24 protein-coding genes are annotated in these 23,509 nt (G+C 35.6%); 10 read left to right on the top strand and 14 right to left on the bottom strand.

Annotated features, from left to right (window positions below; genetic code table 11):
• Nucleotides 1-94 precede the first annotated feature (94 nt).
• From B2C77_RS07350 to B2C77_RS07335, 4 genes are all read left to right on the top strand, one after another.
• A complete protein-coding gene (locus B2C77_RS07350) occupies nt 95-1,108 on the top strand; it encodes a LacI family DNA-binding transcriptional regulator (RefSeq protein WP_077703035.1) in 1,014 nt (337 codons plus the stop codon).
• A gap of 842 nt (nt 1,109-1,950) precedes the next feature.
• Complete coding sequence (locus B2C77_RS07345; RefSeq protein ID WP_073006088.1) at nt 1,951-2,379, top strand: HIT family protein; 429 nt, start codon at nt 1,951-1,953, stop codon at nt 2,377-2,379.
• A 256-nt stretch (nt 2,380-2,635) separates the two neighbouring features.
• Nucleotides 2,636-3,157, top strand: coding sequence for a tryptophan transporter (locus B2C77_RS07340; RefSeq protein WP_077703034.1), 522 nt, complete (start codon nt 2,636-2,638; stop codon nt 3,155-3,157).
• Nucleotides 3,158-3,434: 277 nt separating this feature from the next.
• The gene (locus B2C77_RS07335; RefSeq protein ID WP_077703033.1) at nt 3,435-3,794 is read left to right on the top strand and encodes a YtxH domain-containing protein; all 360 of its coding nucleotides are present in this window, start codon (nt 3,435-3,437) and stop codon (nt 3,792-3,794) included.
• 246 nt (nt 3,795-4,040) lie between these two features.
• Here the strand turns inward: B2C77_RS07335 and B2C77_RS07330 are convergent, their stop codons facing one another.
• The 4 genes from B2C77_RS07330 to B2C77_RS07315 form a co-directional block, all read right to left on the bottom strand.
• Entirely contained in the window at nt 4,041-4,913 is an 873-nt protein-coding gene (locus B2C77_RS07330; protein WP_077706854.1) for a glycine betaine ABC transporter substrate-binding protein, read from the bottom strand.
• A gap of 171 nt (nt 4,914-5,084) precedes the next feature.
• Nucleotides 5,085-5,984: a glycine betaine ABC transporter substrate-binding protein gene (locus tag B2C77_RS07325; protein WP_077703032.1), complete on the bottom strand. Its 900-nt coding sequence runs from the start codon at nt 5,982-5,984 to the stop codon at nt 5,085-5,087.
• Nucleotides 5,985-6,052: 68 nt separating this feature from the next.
• Entirely contained in the window at nt 6,053-6,910 is an 858-nt protein-coding gene (locus B2C77_RS07320) for an ABC transporter permease (RefSeq protein WP_077703031.1), read from the bottom strand.
• Nucleotides 6,903-8,132, bottom strand: a complete 1,230-nt coding sequence (locus B2C77_RS07315; protein WP_438272957.1) for a quaternary amine ABC transporter ATP-binding protein — start codon at nt 8,130-8,132, stop codon at nt 6,903-6,905. Before B2C77_RS07315 ends, B2C77_RS07320 begins: the two co-directional genes overlap by 8 nt.
• Nucleotides 8,133-8,459: 327 nt before the next feature.
• Here B2C77_RS07315 and B2C77_RS07310 point away from each other — a divergent pair, with 327 nt between their 5' ends.
• Nucleotides 8,460-8,945 (top strand): GbsR/MarR family transcriptional regulator, encoded by a 486-nt coding sequence (locus B2C77_RS07310; RefSeq protein ID WP_077703029.1) that lies wholly within the window; start codon nt 8,460-8,462, stop codon nt 8,943-8,945.
• A 100-nt stretch (nt 8,946-9,045) separates the two neighbouring features.
• Here B2C77_RS07310 and B2C77_RS07305 read toward each other — a convergent pair whose 3' ends face one another.
• Nucleotides 9,046-9,381, bottom strand: a complete 336-nt coding sequence (locus B2C77_RS07305; RefSeq protein ID WP_077703028.1) for a DUF1878 family protein — start codon at nt 9,379-9,381, stop codon at nt 9,046-9,048.
• Nucleotides 9,382-9,904: 523 nt separating this feature from the next.
• Between B2C77_RS07305 and B2C77_RS07300 the strand changes: the two genes are divergently transcribed.
• The 3 genes from B2C77_RS07300 (at nt 9,905) to B2C77_RS07290 (ending at nt 12,001) form a co-directional block, all read left to right on the top strand.
• Complete coding sequence (locus tag B2C77_RS07300) at nt 9,905-10,456, top strand: DUF3267 domain-containing protein (RefSeq protein ID WP_077703027.1); 552 nt, start codon at nt 9,905-9,907, stop codon at nt 10,454-10,456.
• A 357-nt stretch (nt 10,457-10,813) separates the two neighbouring features.
• Nucleotides 10,814-10,999: a hypothetical protein gene (locus tag B2C77_RS07295; RefSeq protein WP_077703026.1), complete on the top strand. Its 186-nt coding sequence runs from the start codon at nt 10,814-10,816 to the stop codon at nt 10,997-10,999.
• A 111-nt stretch (nt 11,000-11,110) separates the two neighbouring features.
• On the top strand, nt 11,111-12,001 hold the full coding sequence (locus B2C77_RS07290; protein WP_077703025.1) for a peptidylprolyl isomerase: 891 nt from the start codon (nt 11,111-11,113) through the stop codon (nt 11,999-12,001).
• A gap of 50 nt (nt 12,002-12,051) precedes the next feature.
• On the opposite strand, the gene B2C77_RS07285 is transcribed toward B2C77_RS07290, so the two are convergent.
• On the bottom strand, nt 12,052-12,249 hold the full coding sequence (locus B2C77_RS07285; protein WP_077703024.1) for a sporulation YhaL family protein: 198 nt from the start codon (nt 12,247-12,249) through the stop codon (nt 12,052-12,054).
• A 309-nt stretch (nt 12,250-12,558) separates the two neighbouring features.
• Here B2C77_RS07285 and B2C77_RS07280 point away from each other — a divergent pair, with 309 nt between their 5' ends.
• On the top strand, nt 12,559-13,779 hold the full coding sequence (locus B2C77_RS07280; RefSeq protein WP_077703023.1) for an HD domain-containing protein: 1,221 nt from the start codon (nt 12,559-12,561) through the stop codon (nt 13,777-13,779).
• 284 nt (nt 13,780-14,063) lie between these two features.
• Here B2C77_RS07280 and B2C77_RS07275 read toward each other — a convergent pair whose 3' ends face one another.
• The 7 genes from B2C77_RS07275 to B2C77_RS07245 all read right to left on the bottom strand — a co-directional run bounded on the left by B2C77_RS07275 (nt 14,064) and on the right by B2C77_RS07245 (nt 22,144).
• A complete protein-coding gene (locus B2C77_RS07275; RefSeq protein ID WP_237342715.1) occupies nt 14,064-14,609 on the bottom strand; it encodes a GbsR/MarR family transcriptional regulator in 546 nt (181 codons plus the stop codon).
• Between the two features lie 59 nt (nt 14,610-14,668).
• Nucleotides 14,669-17,629, bottom strand: coding sequence for an ATP-binding protein (locus B2C77_RS07270; RefSeq protein ID WP_077703022.1), 2,961 nt, complete (start codon nt 17,627-17,629; stop codon nt 14,669-14,671).
• Nucleotides 17,630-17,638: 9 nt separating this feature from the next.
• Nucleotides 17,639-18,862 (bottom strand): metallophosphoesterase family protein, encoded by a 1,224-nt coding sequence (locus tag B2C77_RS07265; protein WP_077703021.1) that lies wholly within the window; start codon nt 18,860-18,862, stop codon nt 17,639-17,641.
• Nucleotides 18,863-19,136: 274 nt separating this feature from the next.
• Nucleotides 19,137-20,387 carry an ABC transporter permease gene (locus B2C77_RS07260; RefSeq protein WP_077703020.1) on the bottom strand — a complete coding sequence of 417 codons (1,251 nt, stop codon included), beginning with the start codon at nt 20,385-20,387 and terminating at the stop codon, nt 19,137-19,139.
• Nucleotides 20,380-21,276, bottom strand: a complete 897-nt coding sequence (locus B2C77_RS07255; RefSeq protein ID WP_077703019.1) for an ABC transporter ATP-binding protein — start codon at nt 21,274-21,276, stop codon at nt 20,380-20,382. Before B2C77_RS07255 ends, B2C77_RS07260 begins: the two co-directional genes overlap by 8 nt.
• 345 nt (nt 21,277-21,621) lie before the next feature.
• Complete coding sequence (locus B2C77_RS07250) at nt 21,622-21,945, bottom strand: hypothetical protein (protein ID WP_077703018.1); 324 nt, start codon at nt 21,943-21,945, stop codon at nt 21,622-21,624.
• Complete coding sequence (locus B2C77_RS07245; RefSeq protein WP_077703017.1) at nt 21,935-22,144, bottom strand: helix-turn-helix transcriptional regulator; 210 nt, start codon at nt 22,142-22,144, stop codon at nt 21,935-21,937. The genes B2C77_RS07250 and B2C77_RS07245 overlap by 11 nt, the downstream gene beginning before the upstream one ends.
• A gap of 269 nt (nt 22,145-22,413) precedes the next feature.
• On the opposite strand from B2C77_RS07245, the gene B2C77_RS07240 reads away from it, so the two are divergent.
• Entirely contained in the window at nt 22,414-22,599 is a 186-nt protein-coding gene (locus B2C77_RS07240) for a YhzD family protein (RefSeq protein WP_077703016.1), read from the top strand.
• Nucleotides 22,600-22,696: 97 nt separating this feature from the next.
• Here the strand turns inward: B2C77_RS07240 and B2C77_RS07235 are convergent, their stop codons facing one another.
• On the bottom strand, nt 22,697-23,470 hold the full coding sequence (locus B2C77_RS07235; RefSeq protein WP_077703015.1) for an enoyl-CoA hydratase-related protein: 774 nt from the start codon (nt 23,468-23,470) through the stop codon (nt 22,697-22,699).
• Nucleotides 23,471-23,509: the final 39 nt, after the last annotated feature.

The raw sequence follows: 23,509 nt of genomic DNA, 5'->3' as shown, positions 1-23,509 counted from the left end.
CGAACTCACAAGCTCACTTACATCTAGTTATTCCATCATAGTTTTTGGTTTAAGCCAAAATTAAACGATTAAATTTATAGGGGATGTATTTTTAGTGAAAGTAACTATTAAAGATATTGCCAAGAAAGCTGGTGTCTCTCCAAGCTCCGTTTCATTAGTATTAAATGATAGACCGAGCCGTATTTCCGAACAAAAAAAAGCTGAAATTAAACAAATTGCCAAAGAGCTAAACTATACTGCAAATCAAATAGCAAGAAGTCTTGTTACAAAACAAACAAAAACGTTCGGCTTAATTATACCTGACATTGAAAATATATTTTTTTCTTCTTTAGCCAAACATATCGAAATGCAATGCCGTATACACGGTTACACATTAATCATTGTCAATTCCAATGACCAATTTGAAAATGATATCGCATTACTCGATTTATTATTATCGCGTTCTGTAGAAGGTATATTTCTTATCCCAGCCAGTGCATCATGGCTAAAAAAAACAGAGCTAATCGAAAAGTTAAAGCAACTCACTGTCCCATATATTTTGCTGGATCGTGTATTTTCTGACCTGTCTTGTGATAAAGTTTGGTTTGATAATGAATATGGAGCTTATATAGCTGTGAAATACTTATTGGAAAATGGCCATCGAAAAATCGCCTGCATTGCCAGTTCCAGTTTTATTAATGGACAATTTCGTTTAAACGGGTATTTGCGAGCTTTAAAAGAATTTAATATCCCAATTGATTATAACAACATTTTAACAGGTGATTATAAGAAAGAAAGTGGTTATCTAGCAGGCCAAAAAATAATAAACAAGGATGTAACAGCTATATTTATTACAAATGATATGATGGCGCTTGGTTTTATTCATAGCATTTATGAGAAGAACAAAAAAATACCCGACGATTACTCTGTTATCAGCTATGATAACACCATTTACCCTTACTTATTTGGTGTTGAATTATCATCTGTTAAACAAGATGTAAAGAAATTAAGTGAAACAGCTTTCAAACAATTGTTTCAAAAAATACAAAAAAAAGATAATGTTGCCAAAAACACTTGTTTACAGCCTGAACTTATCGCAAGAACAAGTGTAAAAACCATACATGCTTAGCATAAGAAATTTTTATTCTTCTATGTATATTTCTTAGCACATTACACAGACTAATCTTTGTAGGCAAAAGGATTAAAAAAGTTATCAAGCAAACAATTTGCGTGTTTAATGAGAAATGAGCTAAGTTTCGAACTAACCTTCATGAAAATGAGGTGTCTGCGATCGATATTTAACTGTGTTTCAAAAAAAGAACACAAAATGAGGTGTTTGCAAACGGCAATAAAATGCCACACTAACTCGTTAAGCCACTTCTTCCGAGAAGTCCATTAAAGGAAATGTAAAACATCAACCAAGCTGAATTGCTTATTGACTTTACAATTTACCTTTAGCAAAGGCTTTATCCTTCTTGCCTTCAAACCCAGTCCCCTCCTAGGGACTGGGTTTTCTTTTTTTCATATGATAAAGTGAGTCTTCAATCTGGGGGGTTTTTAAACCTCCACTGATTTTTCAGATAAACGAAATGGGGATTTAGGTGCTGTTATTCCCACTTAGACTTGTTCAGCTCACAGCTTCCAATTGTTGTGGGAGTCTTATAGCACCGGGATAAATGTATATTCTATTAGAAAAACTTGGCTTGTCGCCAAGTCTTATGACGACAAGCCTTTATTTTTCTTATACTATAAACAAAAAATCTTATACTTTTCTTTAGTGTAAGAAAACAACAGCGCTTCTTGCTCTTACTAAGGCTCGCTTACATAAGGGATTTACATGGGGTTCAAACAAAAATTTCTTAGCGATTTTTTGCTAGTTAACATTCCGTAATAAGTTAAGGAGTTTGCTTTACAACCCCATCCATTCCTATATACAATAGAAATAATATGGAAAAGAAAGGTGAGATCATAATGAGTCATGAAGATTGTATATTTTGTAAAATCATTAATCAAGAAATTCCTTCAGCTAAAGTGTATGAAGATGAGCATGTATATGCCTTTTTAGACATCAGTCAAGTTACAAAGGGGCATACATTAATTATTCCTAAAGTACATGTTAAAAACATTTATGAAACTCCATCTGACGTTGCCGCTGCTCTTTTTGAAAAGGTGCCAAAAGTGGCAAATGCAATTAAATCAGCTTATGAGCCAATAGGGATGAACTTACTTAATAATAATGAAAAGCCAGCCGATCAATCCGTCTTTCACTTACATATCCACCTTCTTCCACGATACGGAAAAAACGACGGCTTTTCCTCTAATTGGAAAGTACACTCAGATGATTATAGTGCCAGTGATTTGCAAGAAATCGCAGGAACGATAACAAACCATATGGATTAAAAGTGTAGAACCAGTGAGCCTCCTACTCACTGGTTTTTAAACGTCTGAGTATATAAGATTATTTAAGACGCACTCCCACCATATTTATTATCCTTCCATACTAAGAATTGTATTTTAATAAGGAAATAAGTGTTTTTTACAGCTTTTTATTTTATAAATTCTTTGTTATAATAAACGTAAGTTCTTGCAATTGGCAAAGAGTTGTACAATTGAGGAATGATAGTTTGAGAAAAGTTGAGTAGAGGAGAGTTTACAAATGAATATTCGAATTTTAATGATTTTGTCGCTACTGATAGGGATTGGCGCTGTATTACACGCTATTGTACCACCAGTTATTTTTGGAGTGAAGCCAGACATGCTGCTTTCTATGATGTTTTTAGGAATTTTATTATTTCCTAAACTGAAATACGTCATTATTCTTTCCATTGCTACTGGAGCTATATCTGCTTTAACAACAAGTGCACCTGGCGGTCAAATAGCTAACATGATTGATAAACCTATTACAGCTATTATTTTCCTTAGTTTATTCTTCATTATATCCAAAACATTGCGTCCGCTTCCACAAGCAGTTATTTTAACTGCAATTGGGACAATGATCTCTGGTGCTATATTTTTAAGCGTTGCACTCTTTTTAATTGGGATTATGGAGGGTTCATTCGTAGCGATGTTTAGCATAGCCGTATTGCCAGCAGCATTATTAAACTCTATTCTTATTGCTGTTGTTTATCCAATTGTACAAAGGATTTTAAAAAGAACACCGCAATTAATGATGACATGAATTAAAATCCTCTGACATACTGGATTGTCCAGGGGGTTTTTTAATCAAAACATAAGAAGTTTAACAATATTTGTTCGTAGAAAACGAAGCCTATCGCCAAACTTTTACGGTGAAGTACACAATTTTTGTTGTACGATAAACCTTTAGAAAAACTTGTACTATAGACGCTAAAAATTTCATATTTTCCTCTAGTAATTATATTTTATACTTTTCTACAGTACAAAATATACAAAAGTCCCTTTTAACTCTTAAACAAATAGAAAGGAGCGATAAATGAATGACAAATGCGAAATCACTATGGTTAGGAATTGCAGTCGGCGGTGCTGTAAGTGCAACTGTTACGCTGCTAAGTGCACCAGCTTCTGGAAAACAACTTCGGGTGAAAATGAAGGAAAAAAGTATTGAGTGGAAAGATATGCTTTTACATTTAAAGCAGGATGGCGTTCGATTAAAGAATCAAATTAAGGAAACTTCACAGGAAGGCGCCATATTAATTAAAGAGCTCACGCAAGATATGAAAAAATCCGTATCGGAATGGAAAACAACTGTAGAGCCTCATCAAGAGAATATTCATCAATATTTGGCGCAGATTGAATCCAGCCTAAATGACCTTGAAAATAAAATAAAAAAACAATAAACATTATATATTTGGTGAGAAGCTTTCTCAAAAGGGAAAGCTTTTTATATGTGTACACAAAATAGTTTATACTCCCATGCAAAAATGGTGAAATTTCTAGCATGGGATTTAAGCAAAATACAGTTGTCTCCATAAGGCTTGTTTACTAAACTAGTTTTTCTTATATTCCCTTGGCTAGACTGGGTTACATCATTGTTTCATAAAAACAGAACGAGCATTTCATAATAGCTCATTCTGTTTCTAGATCTATTTAGCTTGTATATCTTCAATAGAATCTACATCCATATAATCAGGTACAACTAAACCAATCTTTGCCCCTTCTAAATTTGCTCCTAAATCTTCAAAATCACCTTTAAACTTCTCATAAAAATCTTTATGGGTTGCTGGCATCCAAGCAGCTAATGTAGCATCTCCATCCCCATTAGCAACTGCTTCAAACATGACGGCGACATCTACAGGAGTAATTGTCACCTTAAACCCTTTTTGACGCATGACTTCAGCGACAACATTGGCCGAAGATCGTTCTGAATCCCAAGGTGTAGAAACAAGTTCGAATTCAACACCATCCACATCTTCTACTCCTTCTGTCCACGCTTCTACTTTATCCGGATTATCCTTAACCCACTGTTTTGCTACTTCAGCAACTTCTTTCCCGCTTTCAGAAGCTTCATACATAATTCCTTCCATATCTTCCACAGACCATTTAAATTGATCAATTAGCTTATAAGCATTTGGTTTATCTTCTTCTAGCCCTTTTCTTGCTAGTGATTTAATAACCTCTACGTCACCATAAATACCTTTTGGATCTTCCAAATATTTCAGATTATCGAATTTTGCAAATTTCCAATGCGGATTCCACCCCGTTACAATAATTGGGCTTTCACTTGCAATCGCTTCTTCTAATTCCGTTACCATGGCTGCCGTGGAAGACTGTTCAAGCTCCCAACCTGACAAACTATCATATTCTTCTATCGCCTTCTCTGTTGCTACTGTAATCCCCGCTCCGGGCTCAATCCCCGTAATGGTATAATCTATTTCTTCTCCATAATTCGTCTCACCTGAATCGCCTGCTGCATTGCCTCCTTCTTTCTCCTCAGAACCGCAAGCCGCTAGTAGCATCACGGCAATAATTGAACCAAATAATAACAGTTTACTCCAGCCATTTGCTTTCTGCACTAAATCCTCTCCTTACCCCTTATTATAATTTTTATTAGAAAGCTGATACAGAATAGTATCAGCTTCACATATATATTTCTTTGTTGCCGTTATTTAAGCAAAATATAATTCAACTTACTCTACACCTTTTAACCATTCGTCTACTTTATCTTGATTTTCTTCTACCCAATTCGCGGCAGCTTCTGTAGGCTTAGCGCCATCTGAAATCTCAAGCATAACAGCTTCCATATCTTCAGCCGTCCAGTTGAATTGATCTAAAATCTGGTATGCATTTGGCATATCTTCTTCCAATCCTTCACGCACCATCGTTTCAATGGTTTCAGCCTCTCCAAATGAACCTTTTGGATCTTCTAAATATTTCAAGTCATATTTCGCAAATTTCCAATGCGGCGTCCAACCTGTTACTACAATTTCCTCTTCATTTTCAATCGCAGATCCTAACTCCGTTGCCATAGCACCACTTGAAGAGGTCTGTACGGTCCAATCACTTAAGTTCTCATAGTCCTCAACCGCTTTTTCTGAAGCAGCTACGACACCCGCTCCCGGCTCAATACCAGTAATAGTTTGATCAGCTTGTTTATCTAAATCCTCAATACTATTGACATCCATATATTCTGGTACAACTAGGCCGATCTTTGCACCTTCCAAATTCACGCCTAATTCAACTACTTGGTCGCCATATTGCTCATATTGACTTTGATGTGTACCAGGAAGCCATGCTGCTACCATACCATCTGCCTCTCCATTAGCTACTGCTTCCCACATAACGGCATTATCTAGTGGGGTTAACGTAACATCAAAGCCTTGATCTTCCAATACTTTTCCAATTACGTGCGTAGAAGCTACTTCAGAATCCCACTCTACATAGACTAATTCTATTTCTTTACTTTCACCTTCGCCTGATGTCCCTTCTCCTGAATCAGAGGATTCATCATCTGATCCACAACCAGCTGCAAATAAAGTTAATGAAAGCCCAGCAACTAAGCCGAGACGTTTCCAATTAAATTTTAACATAATCTAATACTCCCCTTTTTCTTCATTGTTATATGGAAACTTTTCTTTAAGAAAAGATACCAATGAGCTTATTTTTCTTTCCGATTATTCATACTTTGCGTAAAACGATCCATAATGATCGCTAAAATCACTATACCAATTCCTGCAACAAACCCAGCTCCCGCTTCTGCACGCTGTAATGCTGAAAGAACGTCTCTACCTAAACCAGGTGCTCCGATCATAGATGCAATGACAACCATAGATAAGGCTAACATTACCGTTTGGTTAATTCCTGCCATAATGGTTGATTTCGCCATTGGAAGTTCGACTTTAAACAACTTTTGAGCACCTGTGCTACCGAAAGCTTCTGAAGCTTCTACTAACTCAGCAGAAACTTGACGAATCCCTAAATTTGTAAAACGAACAGTAGGTGGTGTAGCAAAAATTAAGGAAGCGAACACACCCGGTACCATTCCGATGCCAAAGAACGCTACTGCCGGAATCAAATAGACAAAGGCTGGCATGGTTTGCATAAAATCGAGAATTGGTGTAATAATTGCGGTTGCAATATTACTTTTAGACATGAGAATACCGATAGGAACACCAATAATGACGGATAAAATACTCGCCAACAATACGAGTGTAAATGTATTAATTAACTGATCCCATAATCCTTGGTTGTAGATCAACCACAGACCAACAATGGAAAATGTAGTAAGCCCAAATTTTTTTCCTGATATAAAGAACGCTATAATTGCTACAACAAGAATAATAATAAGTGGTGGGACACCCATCAAGGCTTCAGAAGTAACATCCATAAATTTTTCAAACTGTTCTTTCACAGGATCAAATAGAAAGGAAAATGATTCTGTAATCCAATCTGTAGCATTATCAGTCCATTTAGCTAATGGCATATTTGGTACAACATCTAATATATTATTAAGCATGCAAATTCACCTCATTCTCACTGGATAAAGCGGCAATTACTGCCCCTCTAACGATCACTCCTGCTAACTTTTCATTGTCTACAACTGCAACTGGAATAGGTGAATTATAAATTAAATCAAAAATATCATGCATCGGTGTTTCTTTTTCTACAGTTGGAATATCATTTTTCAATATTTCTTTTAAATCCTTGATCTCTGATTTCCTTGCTTCAGATGCATCATCTGCTGTGATATACCCCTTAAGATTTCTTTTACTATCTACAACAAATATACTTGACAACCCTTCTTCACGCATTCGCTCCAGCGCAACTCTTGGTCCATGTCTATCTAAATTAACGGTTTCCGGTCGCTTCATGATATGTTGTGCTGTTAACACTTTCGAACGATCAACATCCTCCACAAATTTCTCTACATAATCATTCTCTGGATTAACTAAAATCTCTTCCGGTGTACCAATTTGGACAATCGACCCGTCTTTCATAAGTGCAATTCGATCACCAATACGTAATGCTTCGTCTAAATCATGCGTAATAAAGATTATCGTTTTTTGCATTTTATTTTGTAAATCCATTAATTCATCTTGCATTTCTTTGCGAATTAGCGGATCTAAAGCAGAAAAAGCCTCATCCATTAACAGCACTTCCGGGTCATTCGCTAACGCACGTGCGAGACCAACGCGTTGTTGCATACCTCCTGACAACTGGTTAGGTTTTTGATGCATATAATCTCCTAATCCTACCAATTCTAATGCTTCTTTTGCTTTGCTTTGCCGTTTTTCTTTATCCACTTTTTGAATTTCTAAACCGTATTCAGCATTTTGTAAAATGGTGCGATGAGGAAATAAACCAAAGTTTTGAAAAACCATGCTTAGCTTTTGTCTACGAACATTACGTAGCGCTTGTTTATCCATTGCTACTAAATCCTCACCATCAATTAAAATCGTACCTTCTGTCGGTTCAATGAGTCGGTTCAGCATTCGAACTAAAGTAGATTTCCCGCTACCAGATAGCCCCATAATCACAAACACTTCACCTTGCTCTACCGAAAAAGAAGCTCGATTGACTCCAACTGTATTACCAGTCTCTTTCAATATTTCTTCTTTCGATAAGCCCTGATCCAATAACTTAATGGATTGCTTCGGGTTCTTCCCAAATATTTTAGATACATTCTTTGCCTCTATTACTACCGGCACACTTTTCACCTCGTTATTTAGTTTGCGCAAATGATCGTGCAATCGTACTACTACTTTTTGATCATTGCGACTACATACCAAGCCCCCTGAAAAACTAGCATGAAGGTTTCATAGTTTTCCAACAGTCCGGAACATGTCATTTACTTACTTTACAACTATAACTATTTTGTTTTTACAACACAAACTTTAAATTCTTTAAGTTTTGTACATATTTTTTATACAGTTAAAACTGAATAAAAAATATGTACGTTATTCTTTATATAACTTCAATATGCTTTAAATTACTACCCAATGACAAAGTTTTAATCGTTTTCTATTTAGTGTAACCTTTATATATCAAGGTTTTAGGAGGATTTTATGAATAAACCTCAAAAAGAGAATATAAACAATAAAATTTTACTTGAATTTACAAAGACCATCGAAATGTTTGGACTAACACCATTAGAGTCACGACTATTTACATATTTATATTTAGCTGACAAACCGATGACACTAGATGATATGGCGGAGGCACTAGGGAAAAGTAAAACGGCGATGAGTACGAGTATTCGAACGCTCGCAGACCAAAATTTAGTCACACGCGTTTGGAAGAAAGGAGTGCGTAAAAGTCTTTATAAAGCGCATACACAATTATTTAAAGCATTTATGATTTCTTATTTGAACAAGTGGGTGGAAGCAGTGAATCAACAAAAAAGCGCATTTATAGAATTGGAGCAAATGATGAAAGAAATAAAGAGGAATCATACTAATTTAAAATTAAAAGCTACGGAAGAACGTCTTCAGGAAATTATTCAGTTTCACCAGGAAATGGAAGATGTATTTCGTGAGGTAAAAAAGGATTAGCAAAATGACAATAAATCTGTAAAGCAGGCAGTGGAATTCATTATTTTACCGTAAAATAAGATTGCCAGCTTCTCAGAAGAAAACACATGTATTTTGTATGCTAATCCCCTAGATTTTCCATGATTTTTAAAAACTCATTCATTAAAGAAGGATAATATCCTTCTTTTTTTAGTGCATAAATAGTTTGATGAGGTGCTAATTTTTCAGTTAGCATACCAGCAAAATGGATCAATAAGGAAGAAAAATCTAATAATCCTGCTTCTTTTTGTTTTTTTAATTGATCTTCTAGCAGATCAAGTAAGCGAATTAAGTGATTGTATTCATCTTCTGTTACACCTTGTTCTATAATTAGCTTTATAAACGGGTGTGCTTCCTTATCAATAATTTTGGAAAGTAAATGCAAGTGAAAAGCAACCGTTTCTGCCTCATTTTTCATAGGTATTCCCTCGTTTCTCCTTTCCAGCCTATTTTTCTATTATAGCATATGTAGGAGCACACCCGTATGGCAAAAGCCGTTCCCGTCTAATGTTTTCAAGAACAAAAGCGCGGGGCGCCCGTTTAGTAACGTAGCGAATGGAGCGAACCAACGGACATAAAGGAATCATGTCACTAAAACAGAGGTATGCCGACGTCGGACGGCAAACCCGTTTTTAGTTGGCCTTAGGGACAAACCGATGATGACTTAGCGAGGGCAATGGAGCATGGACGTGGCTAATCGATTATTTCGTTATCCACACCACAAGCAACTAATTTTATACTTTCCTATAGTGTAAAAATAAACAGCATTTTAACTTTTATAATTTAGCCGCTCTATATAACAAAATTACTGTTTTTAGGAAAGAAATTTAAACATTTTTTAACAAGTAAAAAATCTGCTTCAAACCTATTGCTTTTTGCAGCCATTTTTACTATGATTCTTGAAGGATAAGTAACTTTTTATAGGAATTGGAGGGATCCACATGAATTGTTGGAAATCCATTAACCTTGCAAAAGACTTTGGTCGTAATCGATTATTTCTTATGTCAAGCTTAATTACGTTGTTTTCTTTTATTCTTTTATATGTAGTAATAACCATGGCACAAGGTTCAACAGCAGAAGTTAGTGAGGTCGGAATTTTACCTTTCTTTCTATTTCTCATGCTTTTACCAATGGTTCATTCGTCCATGCACATACTTCCTTTAATTCTAATGAATAAACGTATGAGAATCGTATTTAAATTTAAAAATAGATGCTTTCCTGTGTTCTATTATTATACAAAATATCACTTAACCAAAAAAGCGTATTTACTTGCAACTATAGCACCAACCGCTTTATTAACTATCCCAGGAGTTGTTGCCAGTTATTACTTTCACTCCTATTCAGTGTACATTTTATTACTTACATCCGTAAATATCGGTATTGCTTTCATTGATTTACTATATATTTGTCAGCTCTGGAAAGCGCCCAAATGTTCACTCATAGAGAATAATGAAGACGGTAATGGCTTAGATATACTAATTCAAGGTTCATAACCTAAAGATGTGCTTAAGTTTTATCCAAACAGCTAATTAAAAAACTTCAACCTGCTAATTGTATACTCTCTATAATGTTAAAAAGCCGAACAATACCAATTTTATTGTTCGGCTTTTGCTATATCTTACTTGTTCATCCCCTATTTTCTACGTTAGTAGGATTGTTTCATGCTTAGATGGTAGGGCACCATGATGTTCTAATCGGACAAAGAAACCAATTACCCCTATTCAGATGGTTAAACTTTTGGTACAGTAAAGAATATGATATTTTAAAATGACAAGGAGATTAAGAGCCCTTCGTCGTTCCTTTTTAGAGCCAATAAGTATAATCTGTTCTTTAAATATAGGGGGGGTACCATGAATATCATTTTTCTCATTTATGGATTTATAATATTTCTTATTTTTAACTCTTTAACGCATAAATTATGTATTAAACTGGAAATGGAAGCACTAAAACAAGGGAAGATGTTTCGAGTAATTAATCTAATGATTACTATTCTTCTCGTCAGTTCCTACTTGCGATTGATGAACGCAATGGTATAACCAAAATTTTTTGTTGTTATTTTAGAAATGAACTGTATTTTTAACTTCATTCTATGTTATATTAATTGCTAGGGGAGAATTATTGTACAAGCAGATTAGGAGTGTTTGAGTATGAAGAAAATAGCAATTGCTGCTACGTTAACTGCTAGTGTATTAGCACTAGGCGCGTGTAGTTCTGGAGATGACGAAGCTGTCGTTGAAACTGGAGCTGGAAATATAACGAAAGATGAGTTTTATGAAGTACTAAAGGATCGCCATGGCGAAGAAATTTTACAGGAATTGGTGACTGTAGAAGTACTTAACGATAAGTACGAAGTTTCTGACGATCAAGTTGATAAAGAAGTTGAAAAAATGAAAGACCAACTTGGTGAGCAATATGATATGGCTATTGAACAGCAATTTGGTAGTGAAGACGAATTGCGTAACATGATAAAAATTAGCTTATTGCAGGAAGAAGCGATCGCTGAAGATGTAGACATTAAAGAAAAAGAACTTAAACAGCTTTACGACCGTAAAAACAAAGAAATACAAGCACAGCATATTTTAGTAGAAGACGAAGAGACTGCTAAGAAAGTCAAGAAGAAGTTAGACGATGGCGGAAAATTTAGTGACTTAGCAAAAGAATATTCTACAGATGGAAGTGCTGAAAAAGGTGGCGACCTAGGTTACTTCTCTGCGGGACAAATGGTGCCAGAATTTGAAGATGCTGCCTATAGTATGAAAAAGGATGAAATTAGTGATCCAGTCAAAACACAACATGGTTTTCATATTATTAAAGTAAATGATATTCGCGATAAAGAAGAACAACTTGGAAAATATGAAGATGTAAAAGAAGACTTACGTCGTGAGCTATTAACAAAGAAAATGGATCCTGCTAAAATGCAAGAAAAAATTGATAAGCTAATTAAAGACGCAGACGTTAAAGTAAAAATTGACAAATACAAAGATTTGTTTAAACAAGACGAGAATAAAGAATCTGAAGATACAGAAGCAAAAGGTTAATATACCCATTTAAAACAGAGGCTAGGCCATTCGTTGGCACTAGCCTCTGTTTATTCATCAGTTGCTTGTTTCCCCCTTTCTTTCAACTCCCTCCCCTTTCTAACACGCTCCATGTAAACTTCCCCTTCTTGCTCAATGAAATGCTGTTCCATTCTTCTTTCAGCAACCATTCCCCGAAAAGCCATATACCCGCTAACAAAAATTAGTAAAATCATAACAAACACCCACCAAGGTACACCGAGTATCATATTATCTCCTCCTACTTGTCTCTTGTACAAGTATATGTTTACTACAGAAAAAAATAACTTCGATATGAAATATCACTTTATCAAAGCTAATATCTATGCTGATAAAAACAAGGATGCATAAGCAAAGGGGATTTTCCTAGCGAAGTTAAGAGCTTTTTTCACTATAAGAAAGTATACATTTATTTGATTTAGGTGTTTTCCGCTATAAAAACTTGGCGATAAGCCAAGTCTTTATAACAAATTATTTTCGATAAAACATGATTTAAGATACACTTAAATCAGCTTAGTAAAATGGAGTGATGATACATAATGACATTGTCTTATTTTTACAATTTTGTTCCTATCACCTTTAACTGCAATGAAGCAGAACGAAAAGAAATTCTTAACCAATTCCCAGCGCCTGTTTTACCTGATTCTACGGAGTTTTTTAACATAGCAGATGCATCTCCTGGTAACCACGTGAAAGTTCGAGTACTTCTTAATGAATTTCATGTACAAAAAACAAAAACAAATAAACAGTATCTTAAAATGCTGTTTAGCAATAATGCTGGTACGATAAATACAAAAATGTGGGATAATCAAGGTGCTGTCGATAGGCATCAACCTATTTTAGAGAAATACGCTGTTTTTGACATTGAAGGAATAGTCGATGATTTTCGCGGACATAAATCTTTAACAATTCATCAATTAACTCCTTGCACAGAAGAGATAGACCCATTTTCATTATTAGCTTACACCCAACAAAATATAGACGATTTAACTATTGAATTATTTTCCTATCTAAATGAATTAGCAATACCATATAAAGACATCGCATTAGGGGCAATGCGTCAATTTTGGGATCAGTTTAGAATTAGACCTGCCGCAAAAGGGTTCCACCATAATTATTTAGGTGGCCTATTAAAACATACGGTTGGCCTAATGAGATTTGCTAGATATATAATTAAAATAGAAGAAAATCATTATAAAGCTGTCATGAAGCTAATTAATGTAGTAGAAAAAGCTTTTAAAAATGAATTATGGTCGCAATTTCAAACAAGTGAAAATCAACAACTTATCTGGAAAGGTACCATAGATCACCTCTACGATATGTTGCAAGGTATGATGGCCTATAAGGAACAAGAACCTAACTATGATGTAATCATGACGAGCATTCTATTTCACGATATTGGTAAGTTAATAGAGTATGACCATGCTGGAAAAACATTTGAAGCATTTAAATTTCTCTTCCCTACAGCTGACCATTCCGATTTAGAAAATAGAAAGCAAGCGGGAATTACAATGGATGAATTAGGAGTAATGGTTGGTCATATTCCTTATGGCGTACTGATCCTTACAAAGATGATCGAAGCAGAAGGCATAGAATTATCTTTAGGAGCTATTCATCAAATGTCACATTGCATCCTCTGCCATCACGGGCTACCAGAATGGGGAGCCTGTGTTCGAAAACCGCAATCTATTGAGGGGTATATTATTCATATTGTGGATTTTTTAGACAGCCGATATGAAAATGCTGAAGAGATAAAGTAATTCTTCATTTTCTATTTGTTCCTATCAAGAGAAACCTAGGCTTGCCGTCAATGCTTTATGGAGAAAACTATTTTTTTAAAGTACACAGTAAAAAAAACTTAGGAAAACTTGGCTTTTCACCAATTCTTATAGCGGAAAAAACGCCGTCATTTTGCTTATACTTTAAACCTAAAAAACTTAGTAATTTCCTATAAGTATAAAAAGCCTTGCTATAAATGAGAAGCAAGGCTTTTTTCCATCAATGGTAAGGAGACATCGGATACTTGTTTTACCTTGAAAAATGATTAATGTTTTGGTATATAGTTAAATATTTCACCTGATTCAATCACTTGGATAAATTTCATTAACCATTCATAGTAATTTTTAGCATACTCTAACCGTTCTATATCCGCATGAATCTTTGCTTTTAATTGCTCATCTTCTGTTTCTCTTGCTATCTGTTGAAGCTCCGCCATCGCTTCTTCCGCTTCTTCAATATTTGTTTCCGTATGGTGACGCCAACGATTGCCAAACAAAGAAGTAAAAGATTTATACCAATCTTCTTCAGATTGATAAAGGTCTTTCCGAATACCACGTTTAAAAGTGGATTCCACCATTTTCATCTCAGACAGCGTCCTTACACCTGTCGACATGCTTGTTTTACTCATTTCAAGTGCATCACGCATATCGTCTAAAGTCATTGGCTTATTAGAGAAATATAATACACCATATAATCTGCCCACTGAAGAAGTAAGGCCGTAAAGGTTCATATTTTTAGCAATGACTTGAATGAATTTTTCAATTGTTTCATCATATTTTTCCCAGTCTTTGTATTCATTTTTCTCTGGCACTGGATGTCCCTCCACATGCATTATAATCATATAATCTGCAAATAGTTTATCATTTATTGTTAATGAATGCGAATAGAATTTAACATTTGAACAAAACTTCTTTTTTTCGCTACTTCAATAAGGTCTTGTTTACACGTGAAAACGATCACTTGTTGCTCTTGTGCAATGCGTTCAAGTAGCATTGCAACACGCTTTGTTCGCACCGAATCAAAATGTACAAAAGCATCATCAAGGATAAACGGTAAAGCATGTTCTTCACTCATACTTACACTAACCGCAAAACGTAATGCGATATATAATTGATCCATCGTACCTTGAGATAACTCTTTCACATTTAAACGTGTACCATCCTCTTTTTCCACCGTAAATAATCGCCCTACAGTCGGTGGGTAAACACAGCGATAGTTCTCTGCGGTTAATTCGCGAAAATATAATGAGGTTTTTTCCATCACCTTACTTATATATTTACTCTGATAAGATCGCTTCGCCTGTAATAGCATTTCTTTTGCCGCTTTTAATGTCGCCCAATGTCTAGCTTGCTGATGTAATGCTTCCTGTTCCATTTCTTTTTGATGAATCAATGTAGAATAATCTTCTTTTTTCTCCAATATATCTACTTCCGTATGAAACTTTGCTAATTTTTGCTGTTGTTCGTCTACATGCGCCTCCAACTCTGTAATGATTTGATGTACTTTTTTCTCTTCCTGTTCCAACTCAAAAACAGAAGGGGTTTTATGTAGCAATGCTTGCCACTTTTCTTTAGGAAACAAGAAATCAAGCTGAGCTACTAATTCTTCCTCTTGCTTCTTGAGTGATTGCAATCGTTGTTTCTGCTTTCCTTTCTCGTAATACACTTCTTCACTTTCTACCAGAGCTGCTTTTAATAAGTGATTCATTTCCAATTCTAAAGGCTTCATTTGTTCGTATATCTGTTGCAATGCCCATTCATTTTCAGCTAACTGATTTTCATAATACGATCGTTGGTTCAGATGTGCTTCATTTTTTGTCAAGGAGTCTTCTACATATTGAAATTGTGTTTGAACAGTCTGCTCCAACCATTCTCCTTTTATACGTTCGATAAACGCACTCAGTTTCGTGTGAATTGTTTGCATATGTTGTGCTTGTTTATTGTAAATTGTTTCATCTTCTTCCATTCTTTTATGAATAAACTGTAACTGTTTTAAACTATGAAAGACATCTATCCAATATTGGGGAGCAAGTTGTGCTAAAAATGGATAAATACGTTGCTCAGCAAGAATACGTTCATCCATGCGTCTCATTTGCTCCGATAATTGTAACTGCTGTTCTTCTTGTTGTAACGCTTTTACATCGACCGATTTCAATTGTTCTTCCATTGCATCAAGCTTTGTGCGAAACTGTAATTCTTGAGCCACAGATTGCTCTAGACGCACTCTCTCGTCATCTGTTATAGAATAATGCAGCTCACTTGTCCACGCTGTAAACCATCTGTCCATCTCTTTTATCGACTGTGCTCGCATCTTCCATTGAAAGAAAGCTAAAACCACTACAAACGGAGCCACAAATAGAAGCTTGTTATAATCCGTAACACTGCCCACAAATGCTAAAACGAATGCAACAATAATCCCGCTAAGAAAGAATGATCGTGTTTGCTTTTGTTTTCGCTGCTTTTCTTGCTGCCAATTAGCTGCGTTCCTTTTTTGTTGATCCATGGATAAGGAAGAATCAGACGTTTGTGCTTGTTGTAGCTGTGCTTTCCATTGCTTTAATTGATGTTCTTTAGCCATCCGTTCTTGAATAGCTTGTTTTTCTTCCATCAGTTTCTGCCGATGCTTTGCCAATTGTTGTTTTTCTAGCTGTAGTTGCAATTGTTTTGCATCTAATTGGTCTAAATCCTCTTTTATTTTCTTCCAATTCTTTTCCGTAAAGATAGACAACTCTAGTTTACTTACTTCTTCACGATTTATCGGTAATTGGAGGTCATTACAAATGGTATTAAACTGTTGTTGCTGTTTTTGTAATGATTGCGACAAATTATCTATTTGATCCTGGAACTGTTCATAACGGCCCATTTCTTCCATCATTTTTTTACCATCGTCATTCAAATCCACTGGTAATAGTGTTTCGTCTAATAATTTTATTTTGTTATGGTAACGCGATTGGTTTGCTTCTAAAACGGCTTGTTTACTCTTTAAAGGCAAGAGCTTCTCTTTTAACTGCTCCCAGCGCTCTATTCCCGCTTCAGGAAAACAAATTCTCTCTGGCATCTGTTTTAATTGCTTATGGATAGATTGAAAAGCTTGAATTGTTGGCAAGGCATGTCTTTGTTTTTCTATAGAAAATCGTTCTTCATATTGATCACTAATACTGTGTTTTATATCCCTTAACGATTGCTCTAATTCCTTTATATGCTTTTGTTTTTCTTGGTACGTTAATTCTATCCGTTTCCAATCATTGGCCTTTGTTTGAATTTCTTGAAGCTTCGTCAATTGTTGATTGATAAGCGGATTCTTTCCAGATGGTTTAAATAACGATCCTAGTTGCTGATCCAATCGTTTTTCTACTGTATATAAATTCTTCACCCCTGTTAACCCAATTCCAAGGATAATCTCTCCTAGGTCATCCGCCTGCATGTCGGAAATGCCCATTAAGTCTTTAGCAGAAAAAGAATATATAGACTGATATGTTGCCAACGTCATTCCTTTAAGCTTATCTTGAAGCCAAACTTCTCCTTTTTCATCCCCATCTGATGTATAAATAACTGCTTCGCTATGCCTACCTTTGTATAAACGTTCAATCATACACATATCTCCATGAAGGGAAACATGTAATCTGCCTCCGAACTGTCCACTTGTTTTCGGGCGATATAATTCACATTGTTTAGGTGGTAAGCCAAATAACATAAATAGGATAAATGTATGCAAAGTAGACTTGCCTGATTCATTTTCTCCGTAAATATAATGGACTGCACGACTAGAAAAATCAAAGGTCTCATTCACCCATTTTCCAAACCCGAAAATGGTTGCTCGTTGAATAATCACATTTCTCCCTCATTCCTTTAACAGTTCATGAACAAGAAGTTGTTTTGCCGCTGTTTTGATTGTTTGTTGTTCTTCCTCTGTTAACGACGGTAAAAACTTGCGTGCTTGCTGTTGCTTATAAAGGTCTGTTAACAACGGTTGCACTGGCTGTTTTTCAGCTTCACGGAGCATTTCACCAATGAAATGATTGCCATAATATAAAGTTTCATCAATATTTGTTTGCCCGTAAATTATAAAATGAAAAATGTACGACCAAGGATGAAATTGTTGAAGCGTTTCATTGACTACATCTATTACATCTTCTATGTGTCCATCGCGTTCCCATTCATAAATATGCTCATACTTACTTTCTAGTTGTACATCGATTAACTGTGGTGTTACAGCTGTCATCTCTTTTAGTGTTGCTAATAGCACGCTCTCCATATCAAAAACCGTGTCACATGCTGTTATGTCTACGGATGCATGCTTAATTTGAATAGCTTGTAGCGGCAAAAATTCCAGCTGTGCTTCATTTTTTGTAAGGCGAACATGATAACAACCTTTTTCACCTGTTTCTTTACGGTGTCGACCTTGAATATTTCCCGGATATATGATTGGAGGTGTTTGTTTTACTATTTGTCGTTGGTGAATATGTCCTAGCGCCCAATAATCCATATCTATTTCTGTAAGATCCGATATTTTAAAAGGGGCATACGTATCGTGCTCTGTATTACTTTGCACGCTCCCGTGTAACATGGCAATATGAAAGGCTACAGCTGGATTTTTTATCTCATATTCGGCCACTTTATTATCTAACACAGCTCGTTTTTCGTAACTAAAGCCGTAAATTTCTGCAACGGGTTCGCCGTTTTTGACATATGTATACGAAGATACCGTTTCATTTGAAAATTCAATCACATTATTAGGATAAGGAACAAAACGAGGATTCCCCTCCACATGATCATGATTTCCATAAGATAAAAACACGGTAATATTATATTGTTGAAGCGTTTCAAAAGCTCGTTTTAATCGAATTTGTGCTTGCAAGCTTTGTTGTTCATTGTCAAACAAATCTCCTACAAGTAATATAAAATCTACTTGATATCGAATCGCCTTATGAACCAAATGTTCCAAAGCTGTAAATGTACTTTTCCGTATTTCTTGAAAGATAGCTTCAGGTGCAGAAGCTAACCCCTTAAATGGACTGTCTAAATGCAAATCAGCCGCATGAATAAACGTAATTTCTTCTGACACATTTCCACCTCCATTTCCTTTACTATTTTAGCAAATTCATTATCAGAATGCACGTTCGTCAATTTGTTAGAATCACTGTCGCTCCCATTCCTAAAAGAATTCCTATCTCGTTCAAAAAACTCTAAGAAAACGTTGGTTTGGTTGACTACTTTTCAACAAATTCTCTTTAAAATTTTTGCTAAAACCCCCTATTCTTCATTCATACTTCCTTTTAGTGCGAAAAAGCTCTGCCTTAAAGCAGAGCTTCGACACATATTGTATTATTCTCAGTAATTTATTTTTCTTTTTTTGATAATGCTAGTGCTTTTTTTAAATCTTTTAGTGAACTAGATCGACCATACAGGAGAACTCCTCCACGGTACACTTTAGCTCCGAGAATCGCTAAAATAATGATGGTTCCAACTAAAAGACCGATAGATAAGGCAATTTCCCAAACAGGAATATCTAACATACCTACACGGAGAAACATAATCATCGGTGTAAAAAATGGAATAAACGAAGTGATTTTAATAAACCCAGCATCTGGTGTAGAAAGGCCACTCATTGCGATAACAAATGCGATAACAATCAAAAATGTCATCGGCATAATGATTTGTTGCGCATCTTCAATTCGACTCACCAACGACCCTAACATGGCTGCAAGTGTCGCATAGAGAAGATAGCCTAAGATAAAAAATACGATAGCATAAATATAAATCGATGTAGAAGCAGAGCCAATCCCAAACTGTGCAAATAGTTCTTTAGTTGCTTCATCTTTGGCAGTAATAAGCGCATAACCAGCACCTAAAAACAGAACTATTTGTGTTAAGCCGACTAATGCAACACCAATAATTTTAGCAAACATATGTGTTACAGGCGGTGCACTGGAAATAAGAATTTCCATTACTCGGGATGACTTTTCCGTTGCTACATCTGTAGCAATCATATTGCCATACATAATAACAGTCATGTATAACAAAAATAACATGATGTATACAATGCCGCGAGCTTGATTCAGTTCTTCTTCCGTTTTAGCTGATTCATCTAAAGCAATGGTATCAAACACTACCGGTTCATTAATCATAGCTAGTGTCGCTGGATCAACACCAGCTTGCTCTGTAGCATACATTATTTTCAGCTGCTGTAGCTGTTGCTCTAATGTCGTTTGTAAACTTGATTCGGAAATACTATTCGCGTAATAAGTTGCTTCTGGCAGTTGCTTTTCATTTTTACTCAAAAGGATAAGCGCTGCATAGTCTTCTTCCTCTACCGCTTGTTTTGCTTTTTCTTCTGTGTCCTCATAAAGCGCAAGTTCTATATCTTCATTGGCTTGTTCCACATTTTCGGCAAGTGGCTTAAATAGTTCATCTGTCTCATCAATAACAGCAATTTGATCTTTTTCCCCATCAGAAAAAACATCGATAATCGTTTTTATATTCGTTAAAGCAAATATAAAGATGAGTGTAATGAGTGTTGTAATGATAAATGATTTCGATTTCACTCTAGTCGTATACGTATGCCCTAAAATAATCCAAAACTTATTCATAGGAAGCACCTACTTTCGCAATAAAAATATCATTGAGAGACGGCTCTTCCAACTCAAATTTTCTTACAAACCCCTTACCTTGTATAGCAGTAAAAATTCCTTGAGACACTGCTTCATTTTCAATTTGTAACTCGCACCCATCCATAACGGATTTATATTTCGTAACACCAGGAAAATCTCTAAGAAAATCAACGGAAAAGTCAGCATAAACACTTAAGTTTTTCTTACCAAAGGAACGTTTTATCTCCCGTAATGACCCTTGAACGACTTGCTTGCCTTTATGTAATATGCATAAATGCTCACAAAGCTCTTCAACATGCTCCATGCGATGAGAAGAAAAAACAATCGATGTCCCTTTTTCTTTTAAATCCACCACTGCTTCTTTTAGCATTTCCACATTTACTGGATCCAGTCCGGAAAAAGGTTCATCTAAAATTAATAGTTTCGGTTTATGGATGACCGCTGAAATAAACTGAATTTTTTGTTGGTTTCCTTTGGATAATTCCTCAACTTTCTTATTTAGATATTCTGGAACTTGAAATCGATCAAGCCAGGATTTTAACTCTTTAATTGCTTCTGTCTTTCCCATTCCTCGAAGCCTCGCTAAATAAGTAAGTTGATCTTTCACAGTTAACTTCGGATAAAGTCCCCTTTCCTCAGGAAGATAGCCAATTAAATGACTCTTTTCATAATTAACTGCCTTTCCCTCCCACGATATGTCTCCAGATGTTTTGTCTAATAATCCTAAAATCATGCGAAATGTTGTCGTTTTCCCAGCACCATTTCCGCCCAAAAACCCATACATTTCTCTTTCAGGTATTTCCAAGGACAGCTGGTCAACAGCAGTATGAGTCCCAAATTTCTTTGTCACTTCTTTTAGTTGTAACATATTTCCTCTCCTCTCTAATCGTATATTTAGGCGTTAATATTCGCCTATTATTGCTAACAGTTTATTTGTTTTCCTAATCGTAATTGTATAGGTGCTTGAACCCGTTGCTTTCCTCAGGGCATGGCTTGATCCTCCTCACTCGCAAAAAACGCCAAGCTCATGCTTTTCCCGCAGGAGTCACCACATTAAGTTCCAAGCGATTGATTACCTGCTCCTACTATTACGGGATATATCAAATCCTTTGACACTTCTGAGATGTACCTAAATATTGATCTTAGGATTATTTGGAACCATTCATTCACTCCTCTAATAGCATATACGTAAAATAACGGCAAAAGATTCACATCATTCTACTTTTGATCTAAAATAAACGGAAGCAACCATAAAAGATCCACAATGTAATTGGAATATAATAGACATTACAATGAGATGCAGATAATAATAATTCAACAGCATCATAACAATATAGGCGATTAAAAGGACAAAAAAAGTAATATTCCAAGACTTCGCTTTTGCTTGGTTCATCATTTCTTTATGTCGTTCATCAAATAAACGTTTTTTTTGACCAATAGTTCGGGTGATAAAATAAACAATCGGAAGTAAAAGCAAATTTCCTACAAGAAATATCCAAATTACAATAGGTTTTTCGAGATATATGTCACTTAACATTCTCATCCCCCTCAAAAATAAAAATATCTTCTATGGTACAGTTAAATGTCTGTGCCAATTTATGAGCCAGTATGAGCGACGGTTTATATTTTCCTTTTTCTAAGGATATGATCGTTTGTCTTGATACTTTCAACTTATGTGATAAATCTTCTTGCGTCATATCAAACTGAATACGTTTTTCACGAATAAGTGTTTTCACTTTTCTCAACCTCATTAGTAAAGCAAACTTTACATTTATTATGGTGTCAAGAGAGACAGATTAGAAAAAAGATTATCATCCCCAATACCTCTCCCATCGTTTTATACTTTCTATGGATAAAATAGAAAGAAGGAGTTTACTTTTCTTTGTCGAATTAACACTATAGAGCCAAAGCACATTACATCAAGGATTTTAGTTAACACTGTTTTGAAATAGAACAGCTAGACCGACCCCTAAGACTTTAACATGTTATAAAGGAGAAAGATACCATGCGACATTATACGTTGACTGTGTTTGATCCGTCTGGAGAAAAGTTGTTAGATGAAACTTTTACAGCTACAAACGATGAAGAAGCGAAAGAAATCGGTACGGCTAAATTAGAAAAGGAAGGTTATTCCGAACATACACACCGTTGTGTTACACCAGATGCTAAACTTCTTTTGTTTCATCGTTGACATATGGAATACTAAAAACGTATCGTCTGTACGAAAATCTATAAAACTACACGAATAAACCGACCTTTTCATTTAACAGTCGGTTTATTCACCTCACCTAAATCCCTTGAAATTCGGGCTTTCGTTTATTTAAGAAAGCTTGTACACCCTCTTCGTGATCTTGTGTGTGTCGTAACTTCCACTGTGCCTCTTTTTCCGCTTCTAAAAAATCAAGAAGCGTTTCTTTTTGGTGTGAATGGTACATCATCTTTGTTTCCACCATAGATAGTATTGGTGTCTGTTTTAATTTATTTGCCAATTGAATAGCATATGGCATCACGCGTTCTGGCGCTAATTCATCGACCAATCCAATTTTTTTAGCGCTGCTAGCATCCATTTGTTGTAAACTCCAAATAAATTGTTTTGCCCTTTGCACTCCAATTCGCTCCTTTAACAGAAAATGCCCCCCTCCATCTGGAGCTAAACCAATGCCAATAAACAACATACCGAGCTTTGCTTCTTGCTGTGCTACAACAAAGTCCGCAGTCAATGCATAACTCAGCCCTAGCCCTACAGCTGACCCTTGAATAGCGCTGATTACTATTTTTGGCATCATAAATAGCTTCAACGTAATCTTACCAATTAAATCCATAATGGATGCAAAATCGTTATAATCTGCTAATTGATTCATCATGGAAATATCTCCACCTGAGCAAAATGCATTTCCTTCACCAGAAAGAATAACAACTTTATCATCATTTGCCTCCACTTTTTCAATCGTCGTTAATAACTCTTCTAACATCTCTAAATGAAGCGCATTGTAACGTTCCGGACGATTCAAATGAATATACGAAATTCCTTCCTTACTTTCATAAATAACTGTCGTTCCCATTTCCACTCCCCCTTTGTTTTAACTACATAATAAACTTCA

This window comes from Virgibacillus dokdonensis (assembly GCF_900166595.1).
GTDB lineage: Bacteria > Bacillota > Bacilli > Bacillales > Amphibacillaceae > Virgibacillus > Virgibacillus dokdonensis.
This window is presented reverse-complemented; position numbering and strand designations above follow the sequence as displayed.

Excerpts from the sequence above, each read along its gene's own strand:
- B2C77_RS07280 (WP_077703023.1), top strand. The coding sequence starts at position 12,559 with ATGACATTGTCTTATTTTTACAATTTTGTTCCTATCACCTTTAACTGC.
- B2C77_RS07305 (WP_077703028.1), bottom strand. The coding sequence starts at position 9,381 with ATGAAAAATGAGGCAGAAACGGTTGCTTTTCACTTGCATTTACTTTCC.
- B2C77_RS07285 (WP_077703024.1), bottom strand. The coding sequence starts at position 12,249 with ATGATACTCGGTGTACCTTGGTGGGTGTTTGTTATGATTTTACTAATT.
- B2C77_RS07310 (WP_077703029.1), top strand. The coding sequence starts at position 8,460 with ATGAATAAACCTCAAAAAGAGAATATAAACAATAAAATTTTACTTGAA.
- B2C77_RS07260 (WP_077703020.1), bottom strand. The coding sequence starts at position 20,387 with ATGAATAAGTTTTGGATTATTTTAGGGCATACGTATACGACTAGAGTG.
- B2C77_RS07345 (WP_073006088.1), top strand. The coding sequence starts at position 1,951 with ATGAGTCATGAAGATTGTATATTTTGTAAAATCATTAATCAAGAAATT.
- B2C77_RS07325 (WP_077703032.1), bottom strand. The coding sequence starts at position 5,984 with ATGTTAAAATTTAATTGGAAACGTCTCGGCTTAGTTGCTGGGCTTTCA.
- B2C77_RS07250 (WP_077703018.1), bottom strand. The coding sequence starts at position 21,945 with ATGTTAAGTGACATATATCTCGAAAAACCTATTGTAATTTGGATATTT.
- B2C77_RS07235 (WP_077703015.1), bottom strand. The coding sequence starts at position 23,470 with ATGGGAACGACAGTTATTTATGAAAGTAAGGAAGGAATTTCGTATATT.
- B2C77_RS07295 (WP_077703026.1), top strand. The coding sequence starts at position 10,814 with ATGAATATCATTTTTCTCATTTATGGATTTATAATATTTCTTATTTTT.
- B2C77_RS07300 (WP_077703027.1), top strand. The coding sequence starts at position 9,905 with ATGAATTGTTGGAAATCCATTAACCTTGCAAAAGACTTTGGTCGTAAT.
- B2C77_RS07290 (WP_077703025.1), top strand. The coding sequence starts at position 11,111 with ATGAAGAAAATAGCAATTGCTGCTACGTTAACTGCTAGTGTATTAGCA.
- B2C77_RS07330 (WP_077706854.1), bottom strand. The coding sequence starts at position 4,913 with ATGCTACTAGCGGCTTGCGGTTCTGAGGAGAAAGAAGGAGGCAATGCA.
- B2C77_RS07240 (WP_077703016.1), top strand. The coding sequence starts at position 22,414 with ATGCGACATTATACGTTGACTGTGTTTGATCCGTCTGGAGAAAAGTTG.
- B2C77_RS07320 (WP_077703031.1), bottom strand. The coding sequence starts at position 6,910 with ATGCTTAATAATATATTAGATGTTGTACCAAATATGCCATTAGCTAAA.
- B2C77_RS07255 (WP_077703019.1), bottom strand. The coding sequence starts at position 21,276 with ATGTTACAACTAAAAGAAGTGACAAAGAAATTTGGGACTCATACTGCT.
- B2C77_RS07340 (WP_077703034.1), top strand. The coding sequence starts at position 2,636 with ATGAATATTCGAATTTTAATGATTTTGTCGCTACTGATAGGGATTGGC.
- B2C77_RS07335 (WP_077703033.1), top strand. The coding sequence starts at position 3,435 with ATGACAAATGCGAAATCACTATGGTTAGGAATTGCAGTCGGCGGTGCT.